19 protein-coding genes are annotated in these 21197 nt (G+C 62.2%); 7 read left to right on the top strand and 12 right to left on the bottom strand.

Translation table 11 applies throughout. The features are described from left to right. Nucleotides 1–108: 108 nt before the first annotated feature. The 6 genes from J1D76_RS10165 to cbiE form a co-directional block, all read right to left on the bottom strand. Nucleotides 109–2226, bottom strand: a complete 2118-nt coding sequence (locus J1D76_RS10165) for a TonB-dependent copper receptor (protein ID WP_421138183.1) — start codon at nucleotides 2224–2226, stop codon at nucleotides 109–111. A 191-nt stretch (nucleotides 2227–2417) separates the two neighbouring features. Further along, nucleotides 2418–2882, bottom strand: coding sequence for a DUF2946 domain-containing protein (locus J1D76_RS10160; protein WP_421138182.1), 465 nt, complete (start codon nucleotides 2880–2882; stop codon nucleotides 2418–2420). 21 nt (nucleotides 2883–2903) lie between these two features. Beyond that, nucleotides 2904–3383: a copper chaperone PCu(A)C gene (locus J1D76_RS10155; RefSeq protein ID WP_421138181.1), complete on the bottom strand. Its 480-nt coding sequence runs from the start codon at nucleotides 3381–3383 to the stop codon at nucleotides 2904–2906. Between the two features lie 47 nt (nucleotides 3384–3430). After that, nucleotides 3431–3829, bottom strand: coding sequence for a DUF2946 domain-containing protein (locus tag J1D76_RS10150; protein WP_421138180.1), 399 nt, complete (start codon nucleotides 3827–3829; stop codon nucleotides 3431–3433). Nucleotides 3830–3984: 155 nt separating this feature from the next. Next, nucleotides 3985–4710: a cobalt-precorrin-6A reductase gene (locus J1D76_RS10145; protein ID WP_421138179.1), complete on the bottom strand. Its 726-nt coding sequence runs from the start codon at nucleotides 4708–4710 to the stop codon at nucleotides 3985–3987. Further along, entirely contained in the window at nucleotides 4707–5933 is a 1227-nt protein-coding gene (cbiE, locus tag J1D76_RS10140) for a precorrin-6y C5,15-methyltransferase (decarboxylating) subunit CbiE (RefSeq protein WP_421138178.1), read from the bottom strand. Before cbiE ends, J1D76_RS10145 begins: the two co-directional genes overlap by 4 nt. Before the next feature lie 211 nt (nucleotides 5934–6144). Here cbiE and J1D76_RS10135 point away from each other — a divergent pair, with 211 nt between their 5' ends. From J1D76_RS10135 to J1D76_RS10105, 7 genes are all read left to right on the top strand, one after another. Beyond that, nucleotides 6145–6819, top strand: a complete 675-nt coding sequence (locus J1D76_RS10135; RefSeq protein ID WP_421138177.1) for a hypothetical protein — start codon at nucleotides 6145–6147, stop codon at nucleotides 6817–6819. A 135-nt stretch (nucleotides 6820–6954) separates the two neighbouring features. Further along, nucleotides 6955–8277 (top strand): precorrin-3B synthase, encoded by a 1323-nt coding sequence (cobG, locus tag J1D76_RS10130; protein WP_421138176.1) that lies wholly within the window; start codon nucleotides 6955–6957, stop codon nucleotides 8275–8277. Beyond that, nucleotides 8270–8896: a precorrin-8X methylmutase gene (locus tag J1D76_RS10125; RefSeq protein ID WP_421138175.1), complete on the top strand. Its 627-nt coding sequence runs from the start codon at nucleotides 8270–8272 to the stop codon at nucleotides 8894–8896. Before cobG ends, J1D76_RS10125 begins: the two co-directional genes overlap by 8 nt. After that, complete coding sequence (locus J1D76_RS10120) at nucleotides 8896–9627, top strand: precorrin-2 C(20)-methyltransferase (protein WP_421138338.1); 732 nt, start codon at nucleotides 8896–8898, stop codon at nucleotides 9625–9627. Before J1D76_RS10125 ends, J1D76_RS10120 begins: the two co-directional genes overlap by 1 nt. Beyond that, on the top strand, nucleotides 9627–11324 hold the full coding sequence (gene cobJ, locus J1D76_RS10115) for a precorrin-3B C(17)-methyltransferase (protein ID WP_421138174.1): 1698 nt from the start codon (nucleotides 9627–9629) through the stop codon (nucleotides 11322–11324). The genes J1D76_RS10120 and cobJ overlap by 1 nt, the downstream gene beginning before the upstream one ends. Nucleotides 11325–11515: 191 nt before the next feature. Continuing rightward, the gene (locus tag J1D76_RS10110) at nucleotides 11516–12340 is read left to right on the top strand and encodes a hypothetical protein (RefSeq protein WP_421138173.1); all 825 of its coding nucleotides are present in this window, start codon (nucleotides 11516–11518) and stop codon (nucleotides 12338–12340) included. A 136-nt stretch (nucleotides 12341–12476) separates the two neighbouring features. Next, nucleotides 12477–13139, top strand: coding sequence for a hypothetical protein (locus J1D76_RS10105; RefSeq protein ID WP_421138172.1), 663 nt, complete (start codon nucleotides 12477–12479; stop codon nucleotides 13137–13139). A 15-nt stretch (nucleotides 13140–13154) separates the two neighbouring features. Here the strand turns inward: J1D76_RS10105 and J1D76_RS10100 are convergent, their stop codons facing one another. The 6 genes from J1D76_RS10100 to dusB form a co-directional block, all read right to left on the bottom strand. After that, nucleotides 13155–13751 carry a MarC family protein gene (locus J1D76_RS10100; protein ID WP_421138171.1) on the bottom strand — a complete coding sequence of 199 codons (597 nt, stop codon included), beginning with the start codon at nucleotides 13749–13751 and terminating at the stop codon, nucleotides 13155–13157. Between the two features lie 65 nt (nucleotides 13752–13816). Continuing rightward, nucleotides 13817–16594: a response regulator gene (locus J1D76_RS10095; RefSeq protein WP_421138170.1), complete on the bottom strand. Its 2778-nt coding sequence runs from the start codon at nucleotides 16592–16594 to the stop codon at nucleotides 13817–13819. Between the two features lie 100 nt (nucleotides 16595–16694). Further along, nucleotides 16695–17990 (bottom strand): phosphoribosylamine--glycine ligase, encoded by a 1296-nt coding sequence (gene purD / locus J1D76_RS10090; RefSeq protein WP_421138169.1) that lies wholly within the window; start codon nucleotides 17988–17990, stop codon nucleotides 16695–16697. Nucleotides 17991–18134: 144 nt separating this feature from the next. Next, nucleotides 18135–19742, bottom strand: coding sequence for a bifunctional phosphoribosylaminoimidazolecarboxamide formyltransferase/IMP cyclohydrolase (gene purH, locus J1D76_RS10085; RefSeq protein ID WP_421138168.1), 1608 nt, complete (start codon nucleotides 19740–19742; stop codon nucleotides 18135–18137). An 82-nt stretch (nucleotides 19743–19824) separates the two neighbouring features. After that, nucleotides 19825–20145: a DNA-binding transcriptional regulator Fis gene (gene fis, locus J1D76_RS10080; RefSeq protein ID WP_421138167.1), complete on the bottom strand. Its 321-nt coding sequence runs from the start codon at nucleotides 20143–20145 to the stop codon at nucleotides 19825–19827. After that, entirely contained in the window at nucleotides 20142–21152 is a 1011-nt protein-coding gene (gene dusB, locus J1D76_RS10075) for a tRNA dihydrouridine synthase DusB (RefSeq protein WP_421138166.1), read from the bottom strand. Before dusB ends, fis begins: the two co-directional genes overlap by 4 nt. Nucleotides 21153–21197 lie beyond the last annotated feature (45 nt).

Below are 21197 nucleotides of genomic sequence, written 5' to 3'. Positions count from 1 at the left end.
CACGTGTGCTCCGCTTGGCTGGATCTTTTTAGTTGTCTGGTTTGCGGTTGCTGCGCAACCGATCGCGGGCAAGCCCGCTCCCACATCGGGAGCGGGCGCCCTCAAGGGTTAGAAACTCATGTCCACCTTGGTCCAGAGCGTTCGCCCCGGTTCCTTGATGGCTTGCGGGTCGTTGGCCGGGTAGCCGAATCCGGCGTTGCCCGCCAGGTTCAAGTGTTCGGCGTAAGCCTTGCCGAACAGGTTGTCGACGCCGCTGCTGACCTTCCAGTTGCTGTTGATCCGATAGGCACCGTTGAGGGAAAACACGCCGAACCCTGGCGTCTTGTCGAAGTCCTTGCCGACCACGTTGCCCTTGTTCTGGTCGATGCGGTTTTGCGCGGCGACCACTCTCCACAGTGCGCCGGCACTCCAGTTGTCTTGGCTGTAGGTCAGGCCGAAACGCGCATCCAGCGGCGGCATCTGCGGCAACGCAGTGCCATCGCTGCTGTTCTTGCCCCAGGCGTAGGCCAGGGTCGCGTCGGCTTTCCAGTTCTCGGTGAAGTGGTAGGCGCCGCCCAGTTCGCCGCCCATGATCCGTGCGTCGATGTTCTCGGCTTGCGAGGTCGTGCCCATCATGGTCGGGGTGTAATTGAACAGGATGTAATCGCGTACTTGCCCAACGTACGCCGAAGCCCAGGCTTCGACGGTTTCGGTCTTGTATTGCAGGCCGACATCGAACTGGGTGGTTTTTTCCGGCTTGATCGAATCGAAGGCATTCACCGAACCGGCGGGGCCTGAGTCGGGTGAAAACAGCTCCCAGTAATCCGGGAATCGCTGGGTATGACCGAGGCCCGCATACAGCGTGGCCGGGCTGTCGGCCAGGTCATGCTCGTAGCGGATGAAACCACTGGGGAGGGTGTCGGCGCGGGTGTCATCGGCAGTCGGGTTCGGTCGGGTCGTCATGCCCGAGCCGGTGGTTTGCCGGTAATCCTTGGCCGAGGCACGGTCCAGGCGCGCGCCGCTGATCAGGCGGTCGCGGTCGGCGGCGTACCAGGTCAGCTCGCTGAACACGCCGTAGTTATGGAAGTCGGCATCCTTGGTATACGGCAGGTCCTTGTAGGCGTCGACGCCCATGGCGCTGCGCTGGCGATGCTCATTGGTCTGCGCGTCGATGCCGCTGATCAACTGCACATCGGCCCAGCGCCAGGTGGCCTTGATGCGTGCGCCGAGGGTGCGACGGTCGACATTGGAGGCCATAGGGCCGGCCATCATCCCGGTGCCGGACGGCGTGCGCAGTGTGTAGTTGTCCATCACGTGGTCGGCATAGTTGTAGTAGACCTGCGCCTCGACCTTATCCAGAACCTCGCCGATGTTCGATTGCTCGAAACGCAAGCCCAGGCTTTCGCGCAGGAACTGTGCACCGTCCATGCCGCGCCCGGCGTAGCGCGCATCGCCATCGCCACGGCCGGCGGTCAGTTCCAGCAAGGTGTCGGTGTTCGATGTCCAGCCGACGGCCACGTCGCCGTTCCATTTTTCATAGCGCGACGCCACGGTGTCGTTGTTGCCGTCCTTGTAGTCGTCGGCGTGCGCGGTATTGCCGATGACCCGCACGTATCCCGATTGGCCGCCGGCCGCAGCGTCCACCAGTTTGTCGAAGCGGCCATTGGAGCCGCCGAGCACGCTGGCGTTGAACCGCGTACCGAGTTCGCCGAAGTGCTCCGGCTCGCGATCGAACAGGATGGTCCCGGCCGAAGAACCCGGCCCCCACAGCACGGTTTGCGGGCCTTTGATCACGGTGAGCTTGTCGTAGGTTTGCGGCGAAATGTACGACGTCGGCGCGTCCATCCGGCCCGGGCAGGCGCCGAGCATCATGCCGCCGTTGGTGAGGATGTTCAGGCGTGAACCGAACATGCCGCGCAACACCGGATCGCCGTTGGTGCCGCCGTTGCGCACCATGGCGAAGCCTGGGATGGTTTTCAGGTAGTCGGCGCCGTCGCTGGCCGGCACCGGCTGGCGCGGGTCCTTGGGGTTGGTGACAATGGTCAGGGGGGAACTGGGCGCCACGGCGGTAATCACCGTCGGGCTCAGTTCTTCACTGTGGCCGGCATGTTCATCGGCGAACGCGGAAGGCGCGAGCAAGGCACCGCACAGGATCGCGGTGGCGTGCCTGAAGCGAACACCGGATGCATTCAGGGCAGAGAAGGCTTGAGCAGCGCTCAAGCAAGGGACAGCGGTAAAACTGGACATGACAATTTCCATCGAACAGTCGTAAACGACACGGCCGACTGCCTGCGCAACTCCTGTAGGAGCGAGCTTGCTCGCGAAGGCGGCGTGCCAGACGACATCAATGTGGCTGACACTCCCTTTTCGCGAGCAAGCCCGCTCTCACAGGGTTGCGGTGGTTGTCTTGCGGACCGTGTGCAATCAGAAGTGGGTGTTTACGCGACGATGGGAGGGGCGCGGGTGCGGGCGCCGGGGAAGAAGGATCGCCGGGCATGGCCCAGGCGCGGAGAAGGCGGGGTAAAGGTGTTGACGGGCGGGATGACGAAGTTGGCGAAGGACATGCCACCGGTCAGCGCCGGGCAATTGAAGAGCAGGCTGCAATAGCCGCACTTCTCCCACAGCACATGGTGGCCCGGGGCTGGCGGGCAATGTTCGTCAGTGGCTTTTTCGCCGTGGTCGGCATGCACCATCGCCGACCTGTCCATGCTGTCCATCGGCACGTCCATGCTCATGCCCACAGGCATGGTCATCGACATGGCGCGAGAATCCATCGGCATCGACTGGGAAACCAGCGGGCCGATAAAGATCATCAACATGGCGAACAGGCTGATCCAGCTGCCGCGTGTCAGGCTCAATGCCTGAGGGCGCGATGCGGATGACCTGGCGCTAAGCGGGCGCATGGGCGTGTTCAGCGCAGGCGGTTACTGAGCGTGCTTGTGTGCTTGCATGGCGTCGGGCGCCTGCTTCTGCACCGCGACCTCGACTGTCACGTCACCGGCCTTCTCGAAGTGCAGCGTCATCGGGAAGCGCTTGCCGTCGACCAGCAGGCTGCGGTCCTTAAGGTTCAGCAACATCACGTGATAGGCCATCGGTGCGAAAGTGACCTCGCCACCGGCGGGCACTTCCACGCTCGGCACGTGCTGCATTTTCATCACGTCGCCTTGCATCACGTGCTCATGCAGTTGCGCTTCGCCGGCAATCGGTGTGTCGACGCTGAGCAGGCGGTCGGCGGCCTTGCCTTCATTGTCGATCACAAAGTACGCCGCCACGGTGGGCGCATTGGGTGGCAACTCCTGGGACCACGGATGGGCGATTTCCAGCGCGCCGACCTTGTATTCGTGGGCATTGGCAAAGCAGGCAGGCAGCAGCAACGCAGCCAGGACGATGAGTTTGTTCAACATGGCAGTTCTCCGGAACGATTTATACGCAGGTCAATTGCGAGAAAAAATCACACCAGAGGGGAAGCTCGGGGGTTGAGGCTCGGCCATTGCTGGCGCGGTGTCGGACTTTGCAGCGAGGTGACAGGCAGGCTTCGATTGGACTCCAAGTGCGCGAAATACAGCTGCGGCGTATGACTCGGCAACGCCACCAACGGCGCAGAACCCGAGCAACACCAGCAATGCTGCATGTTGGAATGATCGTCGTTTTGCGGGGTTTTTTGTTGCGGGTCCCCAATGGAAATCGCCACCATCCTGGTGCCGCTGGCGGTGCAGAAACTGCTCCACAACAGTTGTTCGGCGGGTGACTTCGCCGTTTGTGCCATCGCTCCGGACATCGGCATGGCGAGCAAATTGAACAGCACTGCGAAGCAGGCTATCCAGGCTATTGCGAGCCGTTGTCGGGACATGGGGCAAAATCCGTTTGGGTGGGCGATCAGGCGCGGGCTATTTAGCCTGATCAGGGCCGATAAGTAAAAAAGCGGCGTGCGGTTTGGTGTCGCAGCAAAAAGACAATCACTTAGTGCGCACGTACTGCGTGTAGTTTCTACTCCAAGCGTAGCTCCTATCGGGTGAAGATCGACAATGCGCCAAGTGTTTCGTCAAGCGTCAGGAACTCCCGATCAACCCCCGGCAACACCGGCCGCTTCAAGACAATCACCGGCACCCCACGTTCACGCGCCACTTCCAGCTTCGGCTCCGTCGCGGTGCTGCCGCTATTCTTGCTGATCAGCACGTCGATGTGGCGCCTTTCGAACAGCGCACGTTCATCGTCGATCAGGAAGGGCCCGCGTGCGCCAATCACTTCGCAGCGCTCATTGCCCGGGTACACGTCCAGTGCGCGTAGGGTCCAGAATTGCTCGGGCGGGATTTCGTCCAGATGTTGCAGGGGCTCGCGGCCGAGGGTGAACAGGGGACGCCGGAAGGGTTTCAGGGCTTCGATCAGTTCGATCCAGCCGCTGACTTCGCGCCAGTCATCACCGGCCTGGGCTTGCCACGCCGGACGCCGGAGTGCCCAGCAGGGAATGCCGCTCAGGCGCGCGGCGGTCGCGGCGTTCTGGCTGATTTGGGCAGCGTAGGGATGGGTGGCGTCGAGCAACAGATCGATGCCTTCATCGCCAATGAATTGTGCCAGGCCTTCGGCACCGCCGTAGCCACCGACACGAACCTGGCATTGCAGATCCGTTGGCACCCGGCCGACACCGGCCAGACTGTAGATGTGTTGCGGCCCCAGCGTGCGGGCAATGGCCATGGCCTCGGTCACGCCGCCGAGCAGCAGGATGCGCTTCATTGGGCTGTGTCTGCGTGATCGAGAGGTTTCGTCACGTCCAGCAAGGTTATCGGCAGGGCCTGGCGCCATGTATCGAAGCCGCCCAGCGGTTGGGCTTGCGCGATATGAATGCGGGTCAGCTCGCCACCGTGTTGCTGGTGCCAGGCCATCAAGGTCATTTCACTTTGCAAAGTGACGGCGTTGGCAATCAGCCGACCGCCGGGTTTTAGTTGCGCCCAGCAGGTGTCCAGCACGCCTTCGCGGGTAACGCCGCCGCCAATGAAAATCGCATCCGGCGGCTCCAGCCCGGCCAGAGCCAGTGGTGCACGGCCGCGCACCAGTTGCAGGCCGGGCACGCCGAGGACGTCACGGTTGTGCTCGATCAACGCCTGGCGGCCGTCATCCGCTTCGATGGCCAGTGCGCGGCAACTGGGGTGAGCACGCATCCACTCAATGCCGATCGAGCCGCTGCCGGCGCCGACGTCCCACAGCAATTCGCCGGGCAGCGGCGCCAGGCGGGCAAGGGTGATGGCGCGCACATCGCGCTTGGTCAATTGGCCGTCGTGCTTGAAGGCCGAGTCGGGTAGCCCGGCCAGTCGTGACAGGCGAGGGGCATCGGGTGATGCAACGCACTCGATGGCGACCAGGTTCAAGTCGGCAAACGGCGCATCATTCCAGTCGTGGGCAGTGCCGTCGACACGCCGCTCGGCTTCACCGCCCAAGTGTTCCAGCACGGTCAGGCGGCTAGGGCCGAAACCACGTTCACGCAACAGGGCCGCGATGGCGGCGGGGCTGCGACCGTCGTTGCTCAGCACCAGCAGGCGCACGCCGCTGGACAACTGCGCGTTGAGTGCGGCGACGGGCCGGGCCACCACTGACAGTGTGACGACATCCTGCAACGGCCAGCCCAGTCGTGCGGCAGCCAGTGAGCAGGAAGAGGGCGCGGGAAGCGTGAGCATTTCACTTGCCGCCAGTTGCCGGGCGAGGCTGGCGCCGACGCCGAAGAACATGGGATCGCCACTGGCCAGGACGCAGACGGGTTCGCCGCGCTGCGACAACAGCGACGCCAAGGAGAACGGGCTCGGCCACGGCTGGCGCTCGCCACGGATGCACGGCGGCAGCAGATCCAGGTGGCGTTGGCCGCCGAAGATTTTCGTGGCGCGCAACAGTGCATGCCGGGCGTTTTTGCCCAGGCCTTTGAATCCGTCTTCGCCGATGCCTACAACCGTCAGCCAGGGTGCCATGCCGTTCCTCGATCACGCGTTCACATTGGCCGGCATGATAGCGCGGGTTCCTCGGGCTGACTGCCTGCTCTTGTGCGGCGAAGAGGGCCGGACATCAAATGTCGCGGATGTTTTTTTAGCCGGCATTTATTAGTTGCTAGGGTGGTGTTCGCCCTGGGTTCGAATGACCTGGGGACCAATCAACCCATGCCAGGAAGGCAGGTAATCAAAGATGGATACGACATTCAACGACATGCAACCCAGTACCCCTTCGTCTGACGGGCTCGATGCCGCTGTACTCGACGACACGCTGCTGGCGTATTTCCCCGGCCTGACCCGAGAAGACAAACAGTACATCAAGAACAGTACGCGCTGGGCGGAACATCGCGCCGACCAGCGCCATGGCCGCGAACAGGACCCCGCGCAATGGTTCGAGTTTTATTCGGGGGTGCTGTGGTCGGTCGGCTGGAGCCTGGAGTACCAACCGGTGATCATCGTTGACAACTTTTACACCGGCAGCCTGCTGGACAGCTGGTCCAAGGCGTTGTCGACGCAAGTGAGCCGCGGCAAGTTGAGCCTGATCCGGCAAGCGTTCGGCCGACTTGAACAGGATCGTCCGGCACTGGAGTTGCTGACGTTCAGTGCCCGACAATCGGGCGATCTTCGTTTTCTGCCAGCCGAGTACAACCGTACCGGCGAGTTGGAGATCGTGCTGACAAACGTGCGATTGCTGAGTTCGAGTTGGGGGAGCCGACTGTGGTTCTGGGAGGTGGAGCAACCGCAAAAGCAATTGGACATCCGGGTACGGCGGTTCGCAATCAAGCCGCGGGAGATGAACAAACACCGTGAAATGCTGAACGCGGCAGTGAAGGATATGCGCTTGCGGGAAATTGCACTGACGACATAGGGACTGTCGCGTGGCGGGATTGCCGTTGAGGTTGATCAGGCATTCCGACCGGAGTCTTTTCATGCGGTGAAGCAAAGCAGGCATAATACGGCGCACTTTTGCCCTCACTTGCTTCGCCACCTGAACGGATCCGCCTTGAACCAACATCCACTGCCCGCTGCCTTACGCCCCTCGGCCTGTCCGGGGTTGCTGCGTATTGTCCCGGCGCTGGATGGCGGCATCTGCCGGATCAAGCTCAACGGCGGCTCGATCAGTAGCGCCCAGGCCGAGGCCGTGGCGGTTGCCGCCGAGCGTTACGCCAGCGGGGCCATCGAGGCGACCAATCGGGCCAACCTGCAGATCCGCGGCATTGGCCACGAACAAGCGGCGCTGGTTGACAGCCTGCTGGCCGCGGACTTGGGGCCGCAGCATCCGGCGGGCGACGATGTGCGCAACCTGATGCTCAGCCCGTCTGCCGGGATCGATCGCCATTCGCTGTTTGACACCCGGCCGCTGGCCAGCCGGATTCTCGCCACCCTGCAAAGCCACGCGCCGTTCCACGACCTCAGCGCAAAGTTCGCCGTGCAGCTTGATGGCGGTGAATCCCTGGCGATGCTCGAACATCCCCACGACCTGTGGCTCTCGGCGTTTGAACACGACGGCGAACAACGGTGGGCATTCGGTTTGGCAGGATGCCCGACCGACAGCCCCGTCGGTTCGGTTGCACTGGCGGACGGGCACGCCTTGGTAGTGGCGGTCCTTGAGTTGTTCCTTGAACTCGCGCGGCCAGAGCAGACGCGAATGCGGCATGTGCTGGCCGGATACCCGGTCGAGGACATTCAGCCGCGATTGGCAGAGCGCGTGCCCCTGCAAGCCGTTGTCGATTGGCAGCGAGTGTCGGGCTCGCCCGATTTACACATCGGTGCCCACCCCCAGCGCGAGCCCGGTGTTGTCTACGTCGGCGCCGTCCCACCGTTGGGACGACTCAATCCGGCGATGCTTCGGGGTGTGGCACAAGTGGCCCGCGAGTTCGGGGACGCCAGCCTGCGCTTCACGCCGTGGCAAAGCGTGCTGCTGCCGAATATTGGCGCGAACAACGCTGGCGAGGTCGTTCGGCGTTTGCAGCAGTTGGGCCTGCTGTGCGAAATCGATCAGCCATTGTCGCGGTTGATCGCCTGCACCGGCTCCAGCGGTTGCAGCAAAGGCCTGGCCGAGACCAAGGGCGATGCCCTGCAACTGGCTACATTGCTGCGTCGCCACAGACCGGCACTGAACATTCATCTGAGCGGTTGCTTGCGTTCCTGCGCCGCCGCGCACACCGCGCCCGTGACCTTGCTGGCTGTCGCGCCCGGTCACTACGATCTCTATTTTCGCGATGCAGCGCAGCCGGGTTTCGGTGCGCTGCACGCACGCAACCTTACTATTGAAGCGGTCGCGGCCCTGCTCGACGCCCGCTCACGGAGCCCCCTTGATGCTTGATTACATCCGCGACGGTCAGGAGATCTATCGCAACTCCTTCGCGATCATTCGCGCCGAAGCGAACCTCGACCGCATCCCGGCGGATCTCGAGAAACTCGCGGTGCGCGTGATTCACGCCTGCGGCATGGTCGAGGCCATCGACGGCTTGCAGTTTTCAGAGGGCGCGGGCAAGGCCGGGCGCGAGGCGCTGGCGGCCGGCGCGCCGATTCTGTGCGATGCGCGGATGGTCTCCGAAGGCGTGACCCGTGCACGCCTGCCGGCGAACAACCAGGTGATTTGCACGCTGCGCGACGAGAGCGTGCCAGAACTGGCCCGCGAGCTGGGCAACACCCGCTCGGCCGCTGCGCTGGAACTGTGGCGCCCGCACCTGGAAGGCAGCGTGGTGGTCATCGGCAATGCGCCGACCGCACTGTTTTACCTGCTGGAAATGCTCGACGCCGGCGCGCCGAAACCGGCGCTGATCCTCGGTTTCCCGGTGGGCTTCGTCGGCGCCGCCGAATCCAAGGCCGCGCTGGCGGCCGACAGCCGTGGCGTGCCGTTTGTCATCATGCAGGGTCGCCTGGGCGGTAGCGCCATGGCCGCCGCCGCCGTCAATGCCCTCGCCACGGAGATCGAATGATGCAGCAACCTGGACGTTTGATCGGCCTTGGCGTCGGCCCGGGTGACCCGGAACTGATTACGCTCAAGGCCCTGCGCTTGTTGCGCGAATCGCCGGTGGTGGCGTACTTCGTTGCCAAGGGCAAAAAGGGCAACGCTTTCGGCATCATCGAAGCGCATTTGCAAGAGGCGCAGAAACTGCTGCCGCTGGTGTACCCGGTGACCACCGAAGCCTTGCCGGCGCCGTTGTCCTACGAGCAAGTGATCAGCGACTTCTACGATGAAGCGGCCGAAGCGCTGGCCGAACATCTCGATGCCGGTCGTGACGTGGCGGTGATCTGCGAAGGCGACCCGTTCTTTTACGGCTCCTACATGTATCTGCATGACCGCCTCGCCGAACGCTATCAGGCACAAGTCGTGCCTGGCGTATGTTCGATGTTGGGCGGCGCCTCGGTGCTCGGCGCGCCGCTGGTGTATCGCAACCAGAGTCTGTCGGTGTTGTCCGGCGTGTTGCCGCACGACGAGCTCAAGCGCCGCCTGGCCGATGCCGACGCGGCGGTGATCATGAAACTGGGGCGCAACTTTCCCAAGGTCCGCCAGGTGCTGGAAGAACTCGGCCTGGCCGAGCGGGCGTTGTATGTCGAGCGCGCAACCATGGCCAATCAGAAGATCGTGCCGCTGGATCAGGTCGAGCCGATGTCTTCGCCGTACTTCTCGTTGATCATCGTTCCCGGTCAAAGGTGGCAAGGCTGATGACCCGTCCAGTTCCGGCGATTGTCATTCTTGGCAATGGCAGCCTCGCGACCGCACGCCGCATTCAACAGGTCTATCCCGGCGCCCTGATCCACGGCCTGGCCGAACGGGTTGAAGGGGCGGACCGGGTTTATCACGAATTCGGTGTGACCCTGCGCGAGCTGTATCAACAGGGCTCGCCGATCATTGCCCTGTGCGCGGCGGGGATCGTGATCCGCACGCTGGCGGCCTTGCTGTTGGAAAAAGGCGCCGAGCCGCCGGTGCTGGCGGTGGCCGAGGATGGCAGCGCCGTGGTGCCGTTGCTCGGTGGCCTGGGCGGGGTAAATGTGATGGCGCGCGAGATTGCGGCCGCGTTTGAAGTCGCCGCCGCGATCACCACCAGTGGCGAGTTGCGTTTCGGCACGTGCCTGCTCAACCCACCCAGCGGCTATGCCCTGGGCGATCTGGAGCAGGGCAAGCGGTTCGTCTGCGATTTGCTCGGCGGTGAAACCGTGCGTATCGAAGGTGCGGCGCCGTGGCTGGCGCAAGCGCAATTGCCCGAAGACGCACAGGCACGGTTGGCGGTGCATGTCAGCCATGCCGAACGCGAACCTGCAGCCCATGAATTGCTGATTTATCCGCGTAACGTAGTGGTCGCGGTAGACGCTGGCGTGGTCAACGTTGCTGCGACGGTCCGTGAGGCGTTGCATCGGGAACGGATCGCGGTGCAGTCGCTGGCCTGCCTGTTGGCGGCTGATACTGAAATGGCCAGTGCGATGTTGCGCGAAGCCGCACTTGAGCTGGGTGTACCGTTGCGTTTTGCCAGCGCCGAAGACGCGCTTGGCGAGCGCTTGAGCCTGGCGATCGGTCAGCCTGTCACCCTTCACGGCGGCAACTCGCTGGCCATTGCCGTTGCCGCTCAACCGTTGGACCCGTTGCGCATCGGCCGCCCTCGCGGACGGCTGGCCGTGATCGGTCTGGGACCCGGCGCTGCCGAACTGATGGTGCCAGCGGTGAAGGCGGAACTGGCCCGCGCCACCGACGTGCTTGGCTACGAAACCTACGTGCGCATGGCCGGGCCGTTTCGCACCGATCAGGTGCAGCATTGCACCGACAACCGCGAAGAGATGCAGCGCGCACGCCACGCCTTCGAGCTGGCGGCACAGGGGCGGTCGGTGGTGGTGGTGTCGTCGGGCGACCCGGGGGTGTTCGCCATGGCGGCGGCCGTGCTGGAAGCCCTGCATGAGTCCACCAACGCCGATTGGCACAACGTGGATCTGGAGATCCTGCCGGGGGTTTCGGCCTCGCTGGCGACGGCCGCGCAGGCCGGTGCGCCGCTGGGGCATGATTTCTGTGTGTTGTCGCTGTCCGATAACCTCAAGCCCTGGGCCATCATCGAGAAGCGACTGGACCTGGCCGCCCAAGCCGATCTCGCGTTGGCGTTCTACAACCCGATCTCGCGATCTCGTCCGTGGCAACTGGGCCAGGCGCTGGACATCGTCGCCCGGCACCGTGTACCAGCGACGCCGGTGGTGCTGGGTCGCGACATCGGGCGGCCGGGGCAGACGCTGCGGGTCACCACCCTCGGCCAACTGACCGCGGATCAGGTCGACATGCGCACCATGGTGTTGATCGGCTCGTCGCTGACCTGCGTTTTTCCGCGCTCCGAAGGCGGAGCCTGGGTCTATACGCCACGCTGGTATGGCCACAAGCCCTAGCCTTGTTTGAACGCGGTCTGTTCGGGCCGCGTTCAATACGTCGAAGTTGATTGTTATTTAAACTTCAGAATAGTTTGAGTTGTTGTTTCTGAAACTAATTGAATTCCTTGTTGTTTGATTAACGCCGGGCGGGGCGCTAGTTTGATCTGGCGCCGGACTGGCGTTTAATTAACTTGAAAGGAATCAATGAAGTGACTGAACTTACCCATCAAAAAATGACGGCTGTCGAGCGTGTTGCGTTAATTGAAGAAAGCAATGCGTTTATTGCCCAGCTTCCTCAGCCCCGCTCATTCACTGGCTTCTCCGCCGCAGAGTTGCCCATCGACAAGGACGAACTGAACGCGGCCATCATGGGCACCGGTATCGCCGGTTTTGATGAGAGCATGTCAAAGCGCAGTAAGCGTATTGTAAAGAATACTTATATGTACGCTGATCTGGTGGCCCTGCTTAAATTCCCGGCTGCCAATCAGAAAGAGCAGCGTTACAACGAGTTCATGCGGTTGATGAAACTGGCGGGCTGGTTTGCTTTTAGCCAGCCGTACAACCGTTATCAAGCGTCCTCGCACAAACTGACGATGGACAACATCGCCCTGGGAATCATCCATACCGCTATCGGCGCGGCCGTCAGCAAAGGCGCGGCGGCGCTAGGTGTGCTGTCCAAGGTGGCCGATGCGACCATGGATGCCCTGAAGAATGAGCCTGAAGCACTTAAGTTGTTTGAGCGAAATTCGAAGAAAGCCGAGGGCGGAAACTTCTGTATGGCAAGTGCACTTGAAGGTGCGGACGGCGATATCACCCTGGCTATTGGCGCTGTGCAGTATTTCGCCAAGGCACTGCCGACCAAAGTGCTGTTTGTGGAGTGGAGCACATCCAGTGTCGAGATCTACAACGGCTCGGCGACCATGCACATGGATGAAGAAGACTACGAGATGGTCGAGCCGCTGATTTTGAAAGCATTGGCAGAACAACGTCAAAAAGCGCTTTCTTATGAGTTCAAGGCAACTCAGGTTTCTTGAAGATCATTGTAGGGGCGAACTTGCTGGCGCGCGTTGTCAGTGATAACGCGGGTGTCTGGTTGTTCTTCGCGAGCAGGTTCGCTCCTACAGGGTTTGCGGTTTGCAATGCCTCTGGTTCCTTGGCGGGGAAAGATCGATGAATACGGGTTTGAACTACACCTCTTATGTGTGTGCCGGTGGTGTGATTCTGCTGGCGGACGAATTGTCCGGGGCGGACCGGCAAGATGGTCTGGACGCGTTGCTTTACGCTTACACGGTGGCCTCTCACAAGTGCCCGGACTTCAGGGCGTTCGGCGACTGGGCACAGGCCAACAAGTTGGCTATGAGGACGCTGGGCGGAGCACTGGTCAACGATAGCCATGGCAGTTTTCCTGCACCGCTGACCGGCAGTTTTACCTTGAGTGAATGGTTGCCGCAGGTCGTGGCAAAAGGTGTGTCTGCTTCAGCGTTAACGTCGCTGGCGGACAGCCTGGAACGAATATCACGCCAGACGTCGGCATCACCATCGACTGAGTTGCTGCGAAGGCATGCGGTGCAGCAGGAGCGGTGGGTACGATTGCAGGTGGCGGTGATGTCGACCGGCACCCGCATGACTGTCTTCACCATCGCCTTCGAGTATGGCGAACCGGTGGCGGGCAATCTGGCGGCGCAGCGTTTCCAGGCTGCAAAAGTCAACGCGAACGTAGCGGTCAGTGGCTATCAGGCGCTCGTCGAGCGGGAAGATTACGACCTGTCCCGCGCGACGATCATTTCATTGCTGGGGGAGCGGCGTCAGGAGCAGGTCGTTGCGCTGCACTGAACAGGGCCGTCGGCGTCAGGGCACCAGATAGCCCTTCACCCCGGTAAAGATGATCTGTGCCGCCAGCGCGCACACGAATAACCCCATCAACCGGCTGACGATCTGTAATCCCTGATCGCCGAGAATCCGCTCGATACGGCCAGACAAAAACAGCACCACGCCCACGGTAAAACTGGCCAGGGCAATGCTGACGATGGCCGTGAGTTTGTCGTCCCAGTGCGGCTGGCTCACGCCCATCACCAGCAAGGCACCGATAGTACCAGGGCCGACGGTCAGCGGGATGGTCAGCGGGACGATGGTGACATCCTGCTGCACGTTGTCGGTCTGTACCGCCGATTTGCCTTGGGCCATGCCCAGTGCCGAGATAAACAGCACACTGCCGGCGCCGATGCGGAAGGCGTCCACGGTGATGCCGAAGACGCTGAAAATCACTCGCCCGAACAAGTACAGCAGCACGCTGGAGACCAGTGTCGCCAGCGCCACTTTCCAGGCCAGCCGACGCTGTTCCTTGCGCGAGTAACCACGGGTCAGGCTGATGAAGCAAGACAATACGAAGAACGGGCTGTAGAGCACCAGCATCTTCAGGTAAACGCTGAACAGCACATGGAGCATGGGGCCGGGCTCACTGGCGAGGGAAGTCGAGGGGGAGTCTATCAGGGGTTGTGCAGTCTGTCGGCTCAGGACGTCTGGGTCGTCGCGCGATTCTGCTGGTCACGCTGTGCGACCCAGTGCTCGATCAGTTCGCGCAGTTGCGACAGTTCCACCGGCTTGGCCATGTGTCCGTCCATGCCGGCCTGGCGCGCACGCTCCTTGTGTTCGGCGAGGATATGCGCAGTCAATGCCACCACGGGGGTGCGAACCCGCTGGTTGGCGACTTCCCAGGCACGCAATTGCTGGGTTGCCGAGAAGCCGTCGAGAATCGGCATTTCGCAGTCCATCAGCACCAGGTCGTAATGCTGGGCTTTCATCGCCTGCAAGGCTTCCTCGCCGTTGCAGGCGGTGTCCGGTTGCAGGCTGAGCTTGCTTAGCATGCCGCGGATTACCTTGGTCGAAATGCTGTTGTCTTCGGCCACCAGGATGCGGAAATCGCTGGGGACCTTGACCGGTAAAGGCTGGCCGCTGGGTACAGGCTGGGTGACGAGCACGCCTTTGTTGCGCTGGGTCAGTTCGTCGGCCAGCGTAGTCTTGAGGGTGTAGCCGGCCACCGGTTTGGCGAGGATGCGCTTGATCCCCGAGTTGCGCGCGATGATCTTGCTGGGCGCGTTGCTGATGCCGGTGAGCATGATCAGCAGGATGTCGTGATTGAGGCTCGGGTCTTCCTTGATCTTGGCCGCCAATTGCATGCCGGTCATGCCGGGCATGTTCTGGTCCAGCAGGACCACATCGAAGTAATCGCGCAAATGCGCCTTGGTGCGCAGCAACGCCAGTGCTTCCTTGCCGGAAGGAGCGGCGCTGACGTTCAGGCCCCAGGCGGTACATTGCTGCACGAGCACCTTGCGACAGGTGTCGTTGTCGTCCACCACCAGCACCCGCGCACCTTGCAGCGGTCCATCGAGGTCGGAGGTCGGGTGTTCGAGGCGATCCGGGTCCAGGGGCAGGGTCAGCCACAGGGTGCTGCCCTGGTTGCTGCCGCTCTTGATGCCGAATTCCCCTTGCATCAGGCGAATCAGTTGACGGGCAATCACCAGCCCCAGGTTGCCGCCCAGATGCGTCGCCGAGAGGAAGTGCCGGCTGTGCAGTTCGGCGTGCATCAGCGCATCGCGTTCCTCGGCGTCCATCGGCTCGCCGCTGTCCTGCACGGCGATCCGCAGGCGCGGCTTGGCGCTGCGCTCGTCGAGCGCGACGACGATGAGGATTTCGCCCTCGTCGGTTTTTTTCAGGGCATTTTCCAGCAGGCTCAACAAGGTCTGGCGCAGGCGCGTCGGGTCGCCGCTGATCACGCGCGGCACCTGTGGCTGGATGAAGCTGATCAACTCGACGTTCTGCTGTTCGGCCTTGGCGCGGAAGATACTCAGGCAGTCTTCGATCAGCGCGTTGAGGTCGAACTGCACATCGTCGAGTTCGATCTGTCCGGACTCGAGTTTCGAGATGTCGAGGATCTCGTTGATCAGGGTCAGCAGTTCGTTGCCGGCACTGTGGATCGTCTGCACGTAATCGCGTTGCTTGACCGACAGCGGCGTGCCCAGCAGCAGTTCGGTCATGCCGAGGACGCCGTTCATCGGGGTACGGATCTCATGGCTGATCTTCGCCAGGAACTCGGCCTTGGCGTTGATCTCGGCATTACTGGCCGCCAGGTCGCGGCTGATGCTGAAACGGTCTTCGGTGATGCGGCGCTGGCGCTCGCTCAGCGCAATGCTCATCAGCAGGCCGCTGATGCAGATGAATACCAGCAGGGTGGTGATCAGGCCATGAGGTTCGATCAGGGTCAGGCCTAACAGGGCCGGCAGGATGATCAGTGTGCCAAGGTTGAATACCACCATGGCCGCGACGAAGAGGCGCGCCGGGCGATAGCCTTTTTGCCAGTGATAGGCGCTGACGAACAGCATGCTCAGGCCGGCCAGGGCCACCAGGCCGTAGGTGATGAAGTTCAGCGGCAAGGTGTTGACGAACAACAACAGCAGGCCGCAGGCGGTGATGAGCAACACTTCGGCGAACAGCACGCGGTGCAGCAGGTGCGGGCCGAGCGGGGCGAAGAAGCGATAGGCGAGCATCAGCCCGCAAGGCGCGGTCAGCAGCAGGGCCAGGTAGGCGCCGGGCGTTTGCAGCGCATGCCAGTCCGGCAACCAGGGGCCGGTGAGGTTCAGCAACAGCAGCAGGCTGAGCATCAGCATCCCTTCGCACGCCGCCAGCCAGAGTGCACTGCGCGAGCGGGTGTAGGCATAGCGGATGAGGTTGTGCAGGATCAGCATGGCGATGCAACCGAACAGCAGGCCGTAGATCAGCGTCTGGTTCTGGTTGGCGGCGGTCATGATCGCCGATTGCAGGGTGATGTACGGCCGTAACTCATGGTCGGAGGCCAGTCGCAGGTAAACGTCCAGTGGCTTGTCGCTTTGCGGCAACGCCAGCATGAAGTCGCTGCTGGGCAGAGGCCGCTCGGATTGGGGCTGTTCGTTACCGGTGCTGGACTGGTCGATCAGTTTGTCGCCGTCCAGTACGTACATGTTGAACTGACGCAGGTCGGGCGCGAACACCCGCAGCAGTTGTTCGTGCTTGCCGGGTGCGAGCCTGAATCGCAGCCACAGCGCACCCTCGGGCTCGGCCGCCGTGATTCGGTCGAGTTCGATGGGGCTGAATTGATTGGTGTAGCGAGCGGAGCGGATGTCGCTCAGTTGCAGGTCGCCCTGTTCGTCGAGCAATACCGCCCAGCCACTGCCTTGCGCGGCCTGGGCCGGGAGCATGCAGAGCAAGGTCAGCAAAGTGACGGTCAAGCTTATGGCAATCCTGAGCCAGCGCACGGCGAAATCCCTTCGTTAGGTTGGTGCAAGAATATAACGATGCGCGGCGCCGGAATAGCCAGGCAACAAACCGTATTGATTGCCTGGCGCGGTGTTGACCTTATTCCTGGGTTTCGCCACGTTCGCGAGCAATGGCGCGGTAGCCGATGTCCTTGCGATAGAAGCAGCCTTCCCAGTCAATCGTAGCCGCCAGTGTGTAAGCCTGCTGCTGCGCCGCATCGACACTGGCACCCATGGCGGTCGCGCACAGCACCCGACCACCGGCCGTCACCACTTGACCATCCTTGAGCGCGGTACCGGCGTGGAACACCTTGCCTTCCAGCGCCGCGGCTGCATCGAGCCCCTTGATGGCCGCGCCTTTGGCGTAGTCACCCGGATAGCCGCCAGCGGCCAGGACGATGCCGACGCTCGGGCGTGGGTCCCATTGCGCTTCCACTTTGTCCAGCGCCTGCGCCAGGGCAGCTTCGACCAGCAACACCAGGCTCGACTGCAAGCGCAGCATCACCGGTTGGGTCTCAGGGTCGCCGAAGCGGCAGTTGAACTCGATGACTTTCGGGTTGCCAGCCTTGTCGATCATCAGGCCTGCGTACAGGAAGCCAGTGTAGACGTTGCCTTCCTCAGCCATGCCGCGCACGGTCGGCCAGATCACCAGGTCCATGACGCGCTTGTGCACCTGGGCAGTGACCACGGGCGCCGGGGAGTAAGCACCCATGCCGCCGGTGTTCGGGCCGGTGTCGCCGTCGCCGACGCGTTTGTGATCCTGGCTGGTCGCCATCGGCAGCACGTTCTTGCCGTCGACCATGACGATGAAGCTGGCTTCCTCGCCATCGAGGAATTCTTCGATGACCACGCGCGAACCGGCATCGCCAAAGGCATTGCCGGCGAGCATGTCGCGCACGGCGTCTTCGGCTTCAGCCAGGGTCATGGCGACGATCACACCTTTACCGGCAGCCAGGCCGTCGGCCTTGATCACGATCGGCGCACCCTTTTCACGCAGGTAAGCCAGGGCCGGCTCGATTTCGGTGAAGTTCTGGTAGTCGGCAGTCGGGATCTTGTGGCGCGCCAGGAAATCCTTGGTGAAGGCTTTCGAACCTTCCAGCTGGGCAGCGCCAGCGGTCGGGCCGAAGCAATCCAGGCCACGGCTGCGGAACAGGTCGACGACGCCAGCGACCAGCGGCACTTCAGGGCCGACGATGGTCAGGGAAACGTTTTTCTCGGCAAAGTCTGCCAGTTGCTCAAGCGCCAGCACGTCGATGGCGACGTTCTCGCACTTGGCTTCAATCGCCGTACCGGCGTTGCCCGGCGCGACGAACACTTTCTGCACGCGTGGATCCTGGGCTACTTTCCAGGCCAGGGCGTGTTCACGGCCACCGCTGCCAATGATCAAAACATTCATTTCAAAAACCTCGGATGACGCAAATTCTGGGAGGCATCCGGCTGGATGCTCTTGTAGGAGCTGGCTTGCCAGCGAAGGGCGCGCCGCGGTGTGTCAGGCGGGGCGCCTTCGCCGGCAAGCCGGCTCCTACAGTTGATCGTGTGCTTAGTGACGGAAGTGGCGCATGCCGGTGAAGACCATCGCGATACCGGCTTCGTCGGCAGCAGCAATCACTTCAGCATCGCGCATCGAACCGCCTGGCTGGATCACCGCAGTGATACCGACCTTGGCGGCATTGTCCAGACCGTCGCGGAACGGGAAGAACGCATCCGATGCCATCACCGAACCGGCTACCTGCAAACCGGCGTGCTCAGCCTTGATGGCCGCAATGCGCGCGGAGTTCACGCGGCTCATCTGGCCGGCGCCGACACCGATGGTCTGGCGGTTCTTGGCGTAGACGATGGCGTTGGACTTCACGTACTTGGCGACTTTCCAGGCGAAGATCAGGTCGTTGATTTCCTGCTCGGTCGGTGCGCGCTTGGTCACCACTTTCAGGTCGTCGGCACTGATCATGCCGATGTCGCGGCTCTGCACCAGCAGGCCACCGTTGACGCGTTTGTAGTCCCAGGCAGCGGCGCGGTCAGCGGACCACTCGCCACAAGCCAGCAGGCGCACGTTGGCCTTGGCGGCGACAATGGCGCGGGCTTCTTCGCTGACGCTCGGGGCGATGATCACCTCGACGAACTGACGCTCGACGATGGCCTTGGCCGTCTCGGCGTCCAGTTCGCGGTTGAAGGCGATGATGCCGCCGAAAGCCGATTCGGTGTCGGTGGCGTAGGCCAGTTCGTAGGCCTGACGGATGCCGCCTTCGGCATCAGGGCTGACCGCCACGCCGCACGGGTTGGCGTGCTTGACGATGACGCAGGCCGGCTTGACGAAGCTCTTCACGCATTCCAGCGCGGCGTCGGTGTCGGCCACGTTGTTGTACGACAGTTCCTTGCCTTGCAGCTGGGTCGCGGTGGCGATGCCGACTTCGGCAGGTTTGGCCTCCACGTAGAACGCCGCGCTCTGGTGCGGGTTCTCGCCGTAGCGCATTTCCTGGGCCTTGATGAACTGGCTGTTGAAGGTGCGCGGGAATTCGCTGCGACCTTCTGTGCTGAGTGTGCTAGCTGCCTGGTTCACGGTGCCCATGTAGTTGGCGATCATGCCGTCGTAGGCGGCGGTGTGTTCGAACGCCTTGAGCATCAGGTCGAAGCGCTGGGCGTAGGTCAGGCCGCCGGTCTTGAGGTTTTCCAGGACGTGGGCGTAGTCGCTGGCGTTAACCACGATGGCCACGTCTTTGTGGTTCTTTGCAGCGGAGCGGACCATGGTCGGGCCACCGATGTCGATGTTCTCGATGGCGGTCGGCAGGTCGCAGGCTGGCTTGTTGATGGTCGCTTCGAACGGGTACAGGTTGACCGCAACCAGGTCGATCGGCTTGATGCCGTGCTCGTTCATGATGGCGTCGTCGATACCGCGACGACCGAGGATCCCGCCGTGGATTTTCGGGTGCAGGGTCTTGACCCGACCGTCCATCATTTCCGCAAAGCCGGTGTAGTCCGCGACTTCCACTGCGGCAACGCCGTTGTCCTGCAGCAGCTTGAACGTCCCGCCGGTGGAGAGGATCTCGACACCCAGGGCTTCAAGCTCCCTGGCGAATTCGAGGATCCCGGTCTTGTCGGAAACACTGATCAAGGCGCGGCGGATCGGCAGGCGGGTAGTCTGGTCGGTCATCTCAATTTCCATCAAAAGCAAAGGAAGTCAGCAAAAAAGGCGACCGGTTTTACGCGGGCGCCTTTCTGGTTTGATTGAATGCTTACAGCAAATCGTACTGCTTGAGTTTCTTGCGCAGCGTGCCTCGGTTGAGCCCGAGCAGCTCGCTGGCCTTGGTCTGGTTGCCCTTGACGTAGTTCATCACGCACTCGAGCAGGGGAGCCTCGACTTCGGAGAGCACCAGGTTGTACACATCCGTGACGGCAGCGCCCTCAAGGTGGGCGAAATAATTGTGCAGCGCCTTCTCGACACTCCCGCGAAGGGTCTGGCCTTCTTCGCTGGGCGTATTGAGGTGCTGTTTCAAATTCACGTTGTCGCTCACGGGTGTTGTTCCACTCACTAAAGTCTCGGTCATCGTCGTCATGCGGCCACCCACTCTCCGTCCCCTGTCAGGCTCTTGTAACGTTCGGCGAAAAACGCCTGAACGTTGGCGCATTGTGTTTCCGTACCATCCAAACGATTGAAGTGGGCGCGAAACTCCCTGGCGCCCGGCAGGGTTGCGAGATACCAGCCCACATGCTTTCGAGCAATGCGCACGCCCATGACATCGCCATAGAAGGCGTGCAGGGCAGCCAGATGCTCTAGCAGAATGCGTTCCACCTCGACCAGTTCCAGCGCCGGGAGCTTCTCGCCGGTACGCAGGAAATGGTCGATCTCGCGAAAAATCCATGGCCGCCCCTGGGCGGCCCGGCCAACCAGCAGGCCGTCGGCGCCGGTCGCGTCGAGCACGTACCGGGCCTTTTCCGGCGAATCGATATCGCCGTTGGCAAAGACCGGGATCGACACCGCCTGCTTGATCGCGGCAATGGTGTCGTACTCGGCAACACCTGTGTACAGGTCGGCACGGGTGCGGCCATGCACCGCCAGCGCCTTGATGCCTGCCTGTTCGGCGATCTTCGCCACCGTCAGGCCGTTCTTGTTGTCCCGGTCCCAACCGGTCCGGATCTTCAGGGTAACCGGCACATCGACCGCCGCCACGACAGCCTGCAGGATCTCGGTCACCAGGGCTTCATCTTTCAACAGTGCGGAGCCGGCGGCCTTGTTGCAGACCTTCTTCGCCGGACAACCCATGTTGATATCAATAATCTGTGCGCCCATTTCAACGTTGGCGCGGGCAGCGTCCGCCAGCATCTGTGCGTCGCCACCGGCAATCTGTACCGAGCGTGGCTCGGGATCACCTTCGTGGATCATGCGCAGGCGCGACTTGCGGGTGTTCCACAAGCTCATGTCGCTGGTGACCATTTCTGAGACTACTAGTCCCGCGCCCAAACGCTTGCACAGCTGACGAAAGGGCTGGTCAGTGACGCCCGCCATCGGGGCGAGAATCAGGCTGTTATCTAATGTGTATGGGCCGATGCGTACCGCCGACATAGGACTTCCCTGTTGTGGGGCCGGATCATGAGAGTTCGAAAAAGG

The sequence above is a fragment of the Pseudomonas sp. NFX15 genome (assembly GCF_049132105.1).
Lineage (GTDB): Bacteria > Pseudomonadota > Gammaproteobacteria > Pseudomonadales > Pseudomonadaceae > Aquipseudomonas.
Note: the sequence above shows the minus strand (reverse complement) of the source record. Positions and strands in the feature narration are given on the sequence as shown.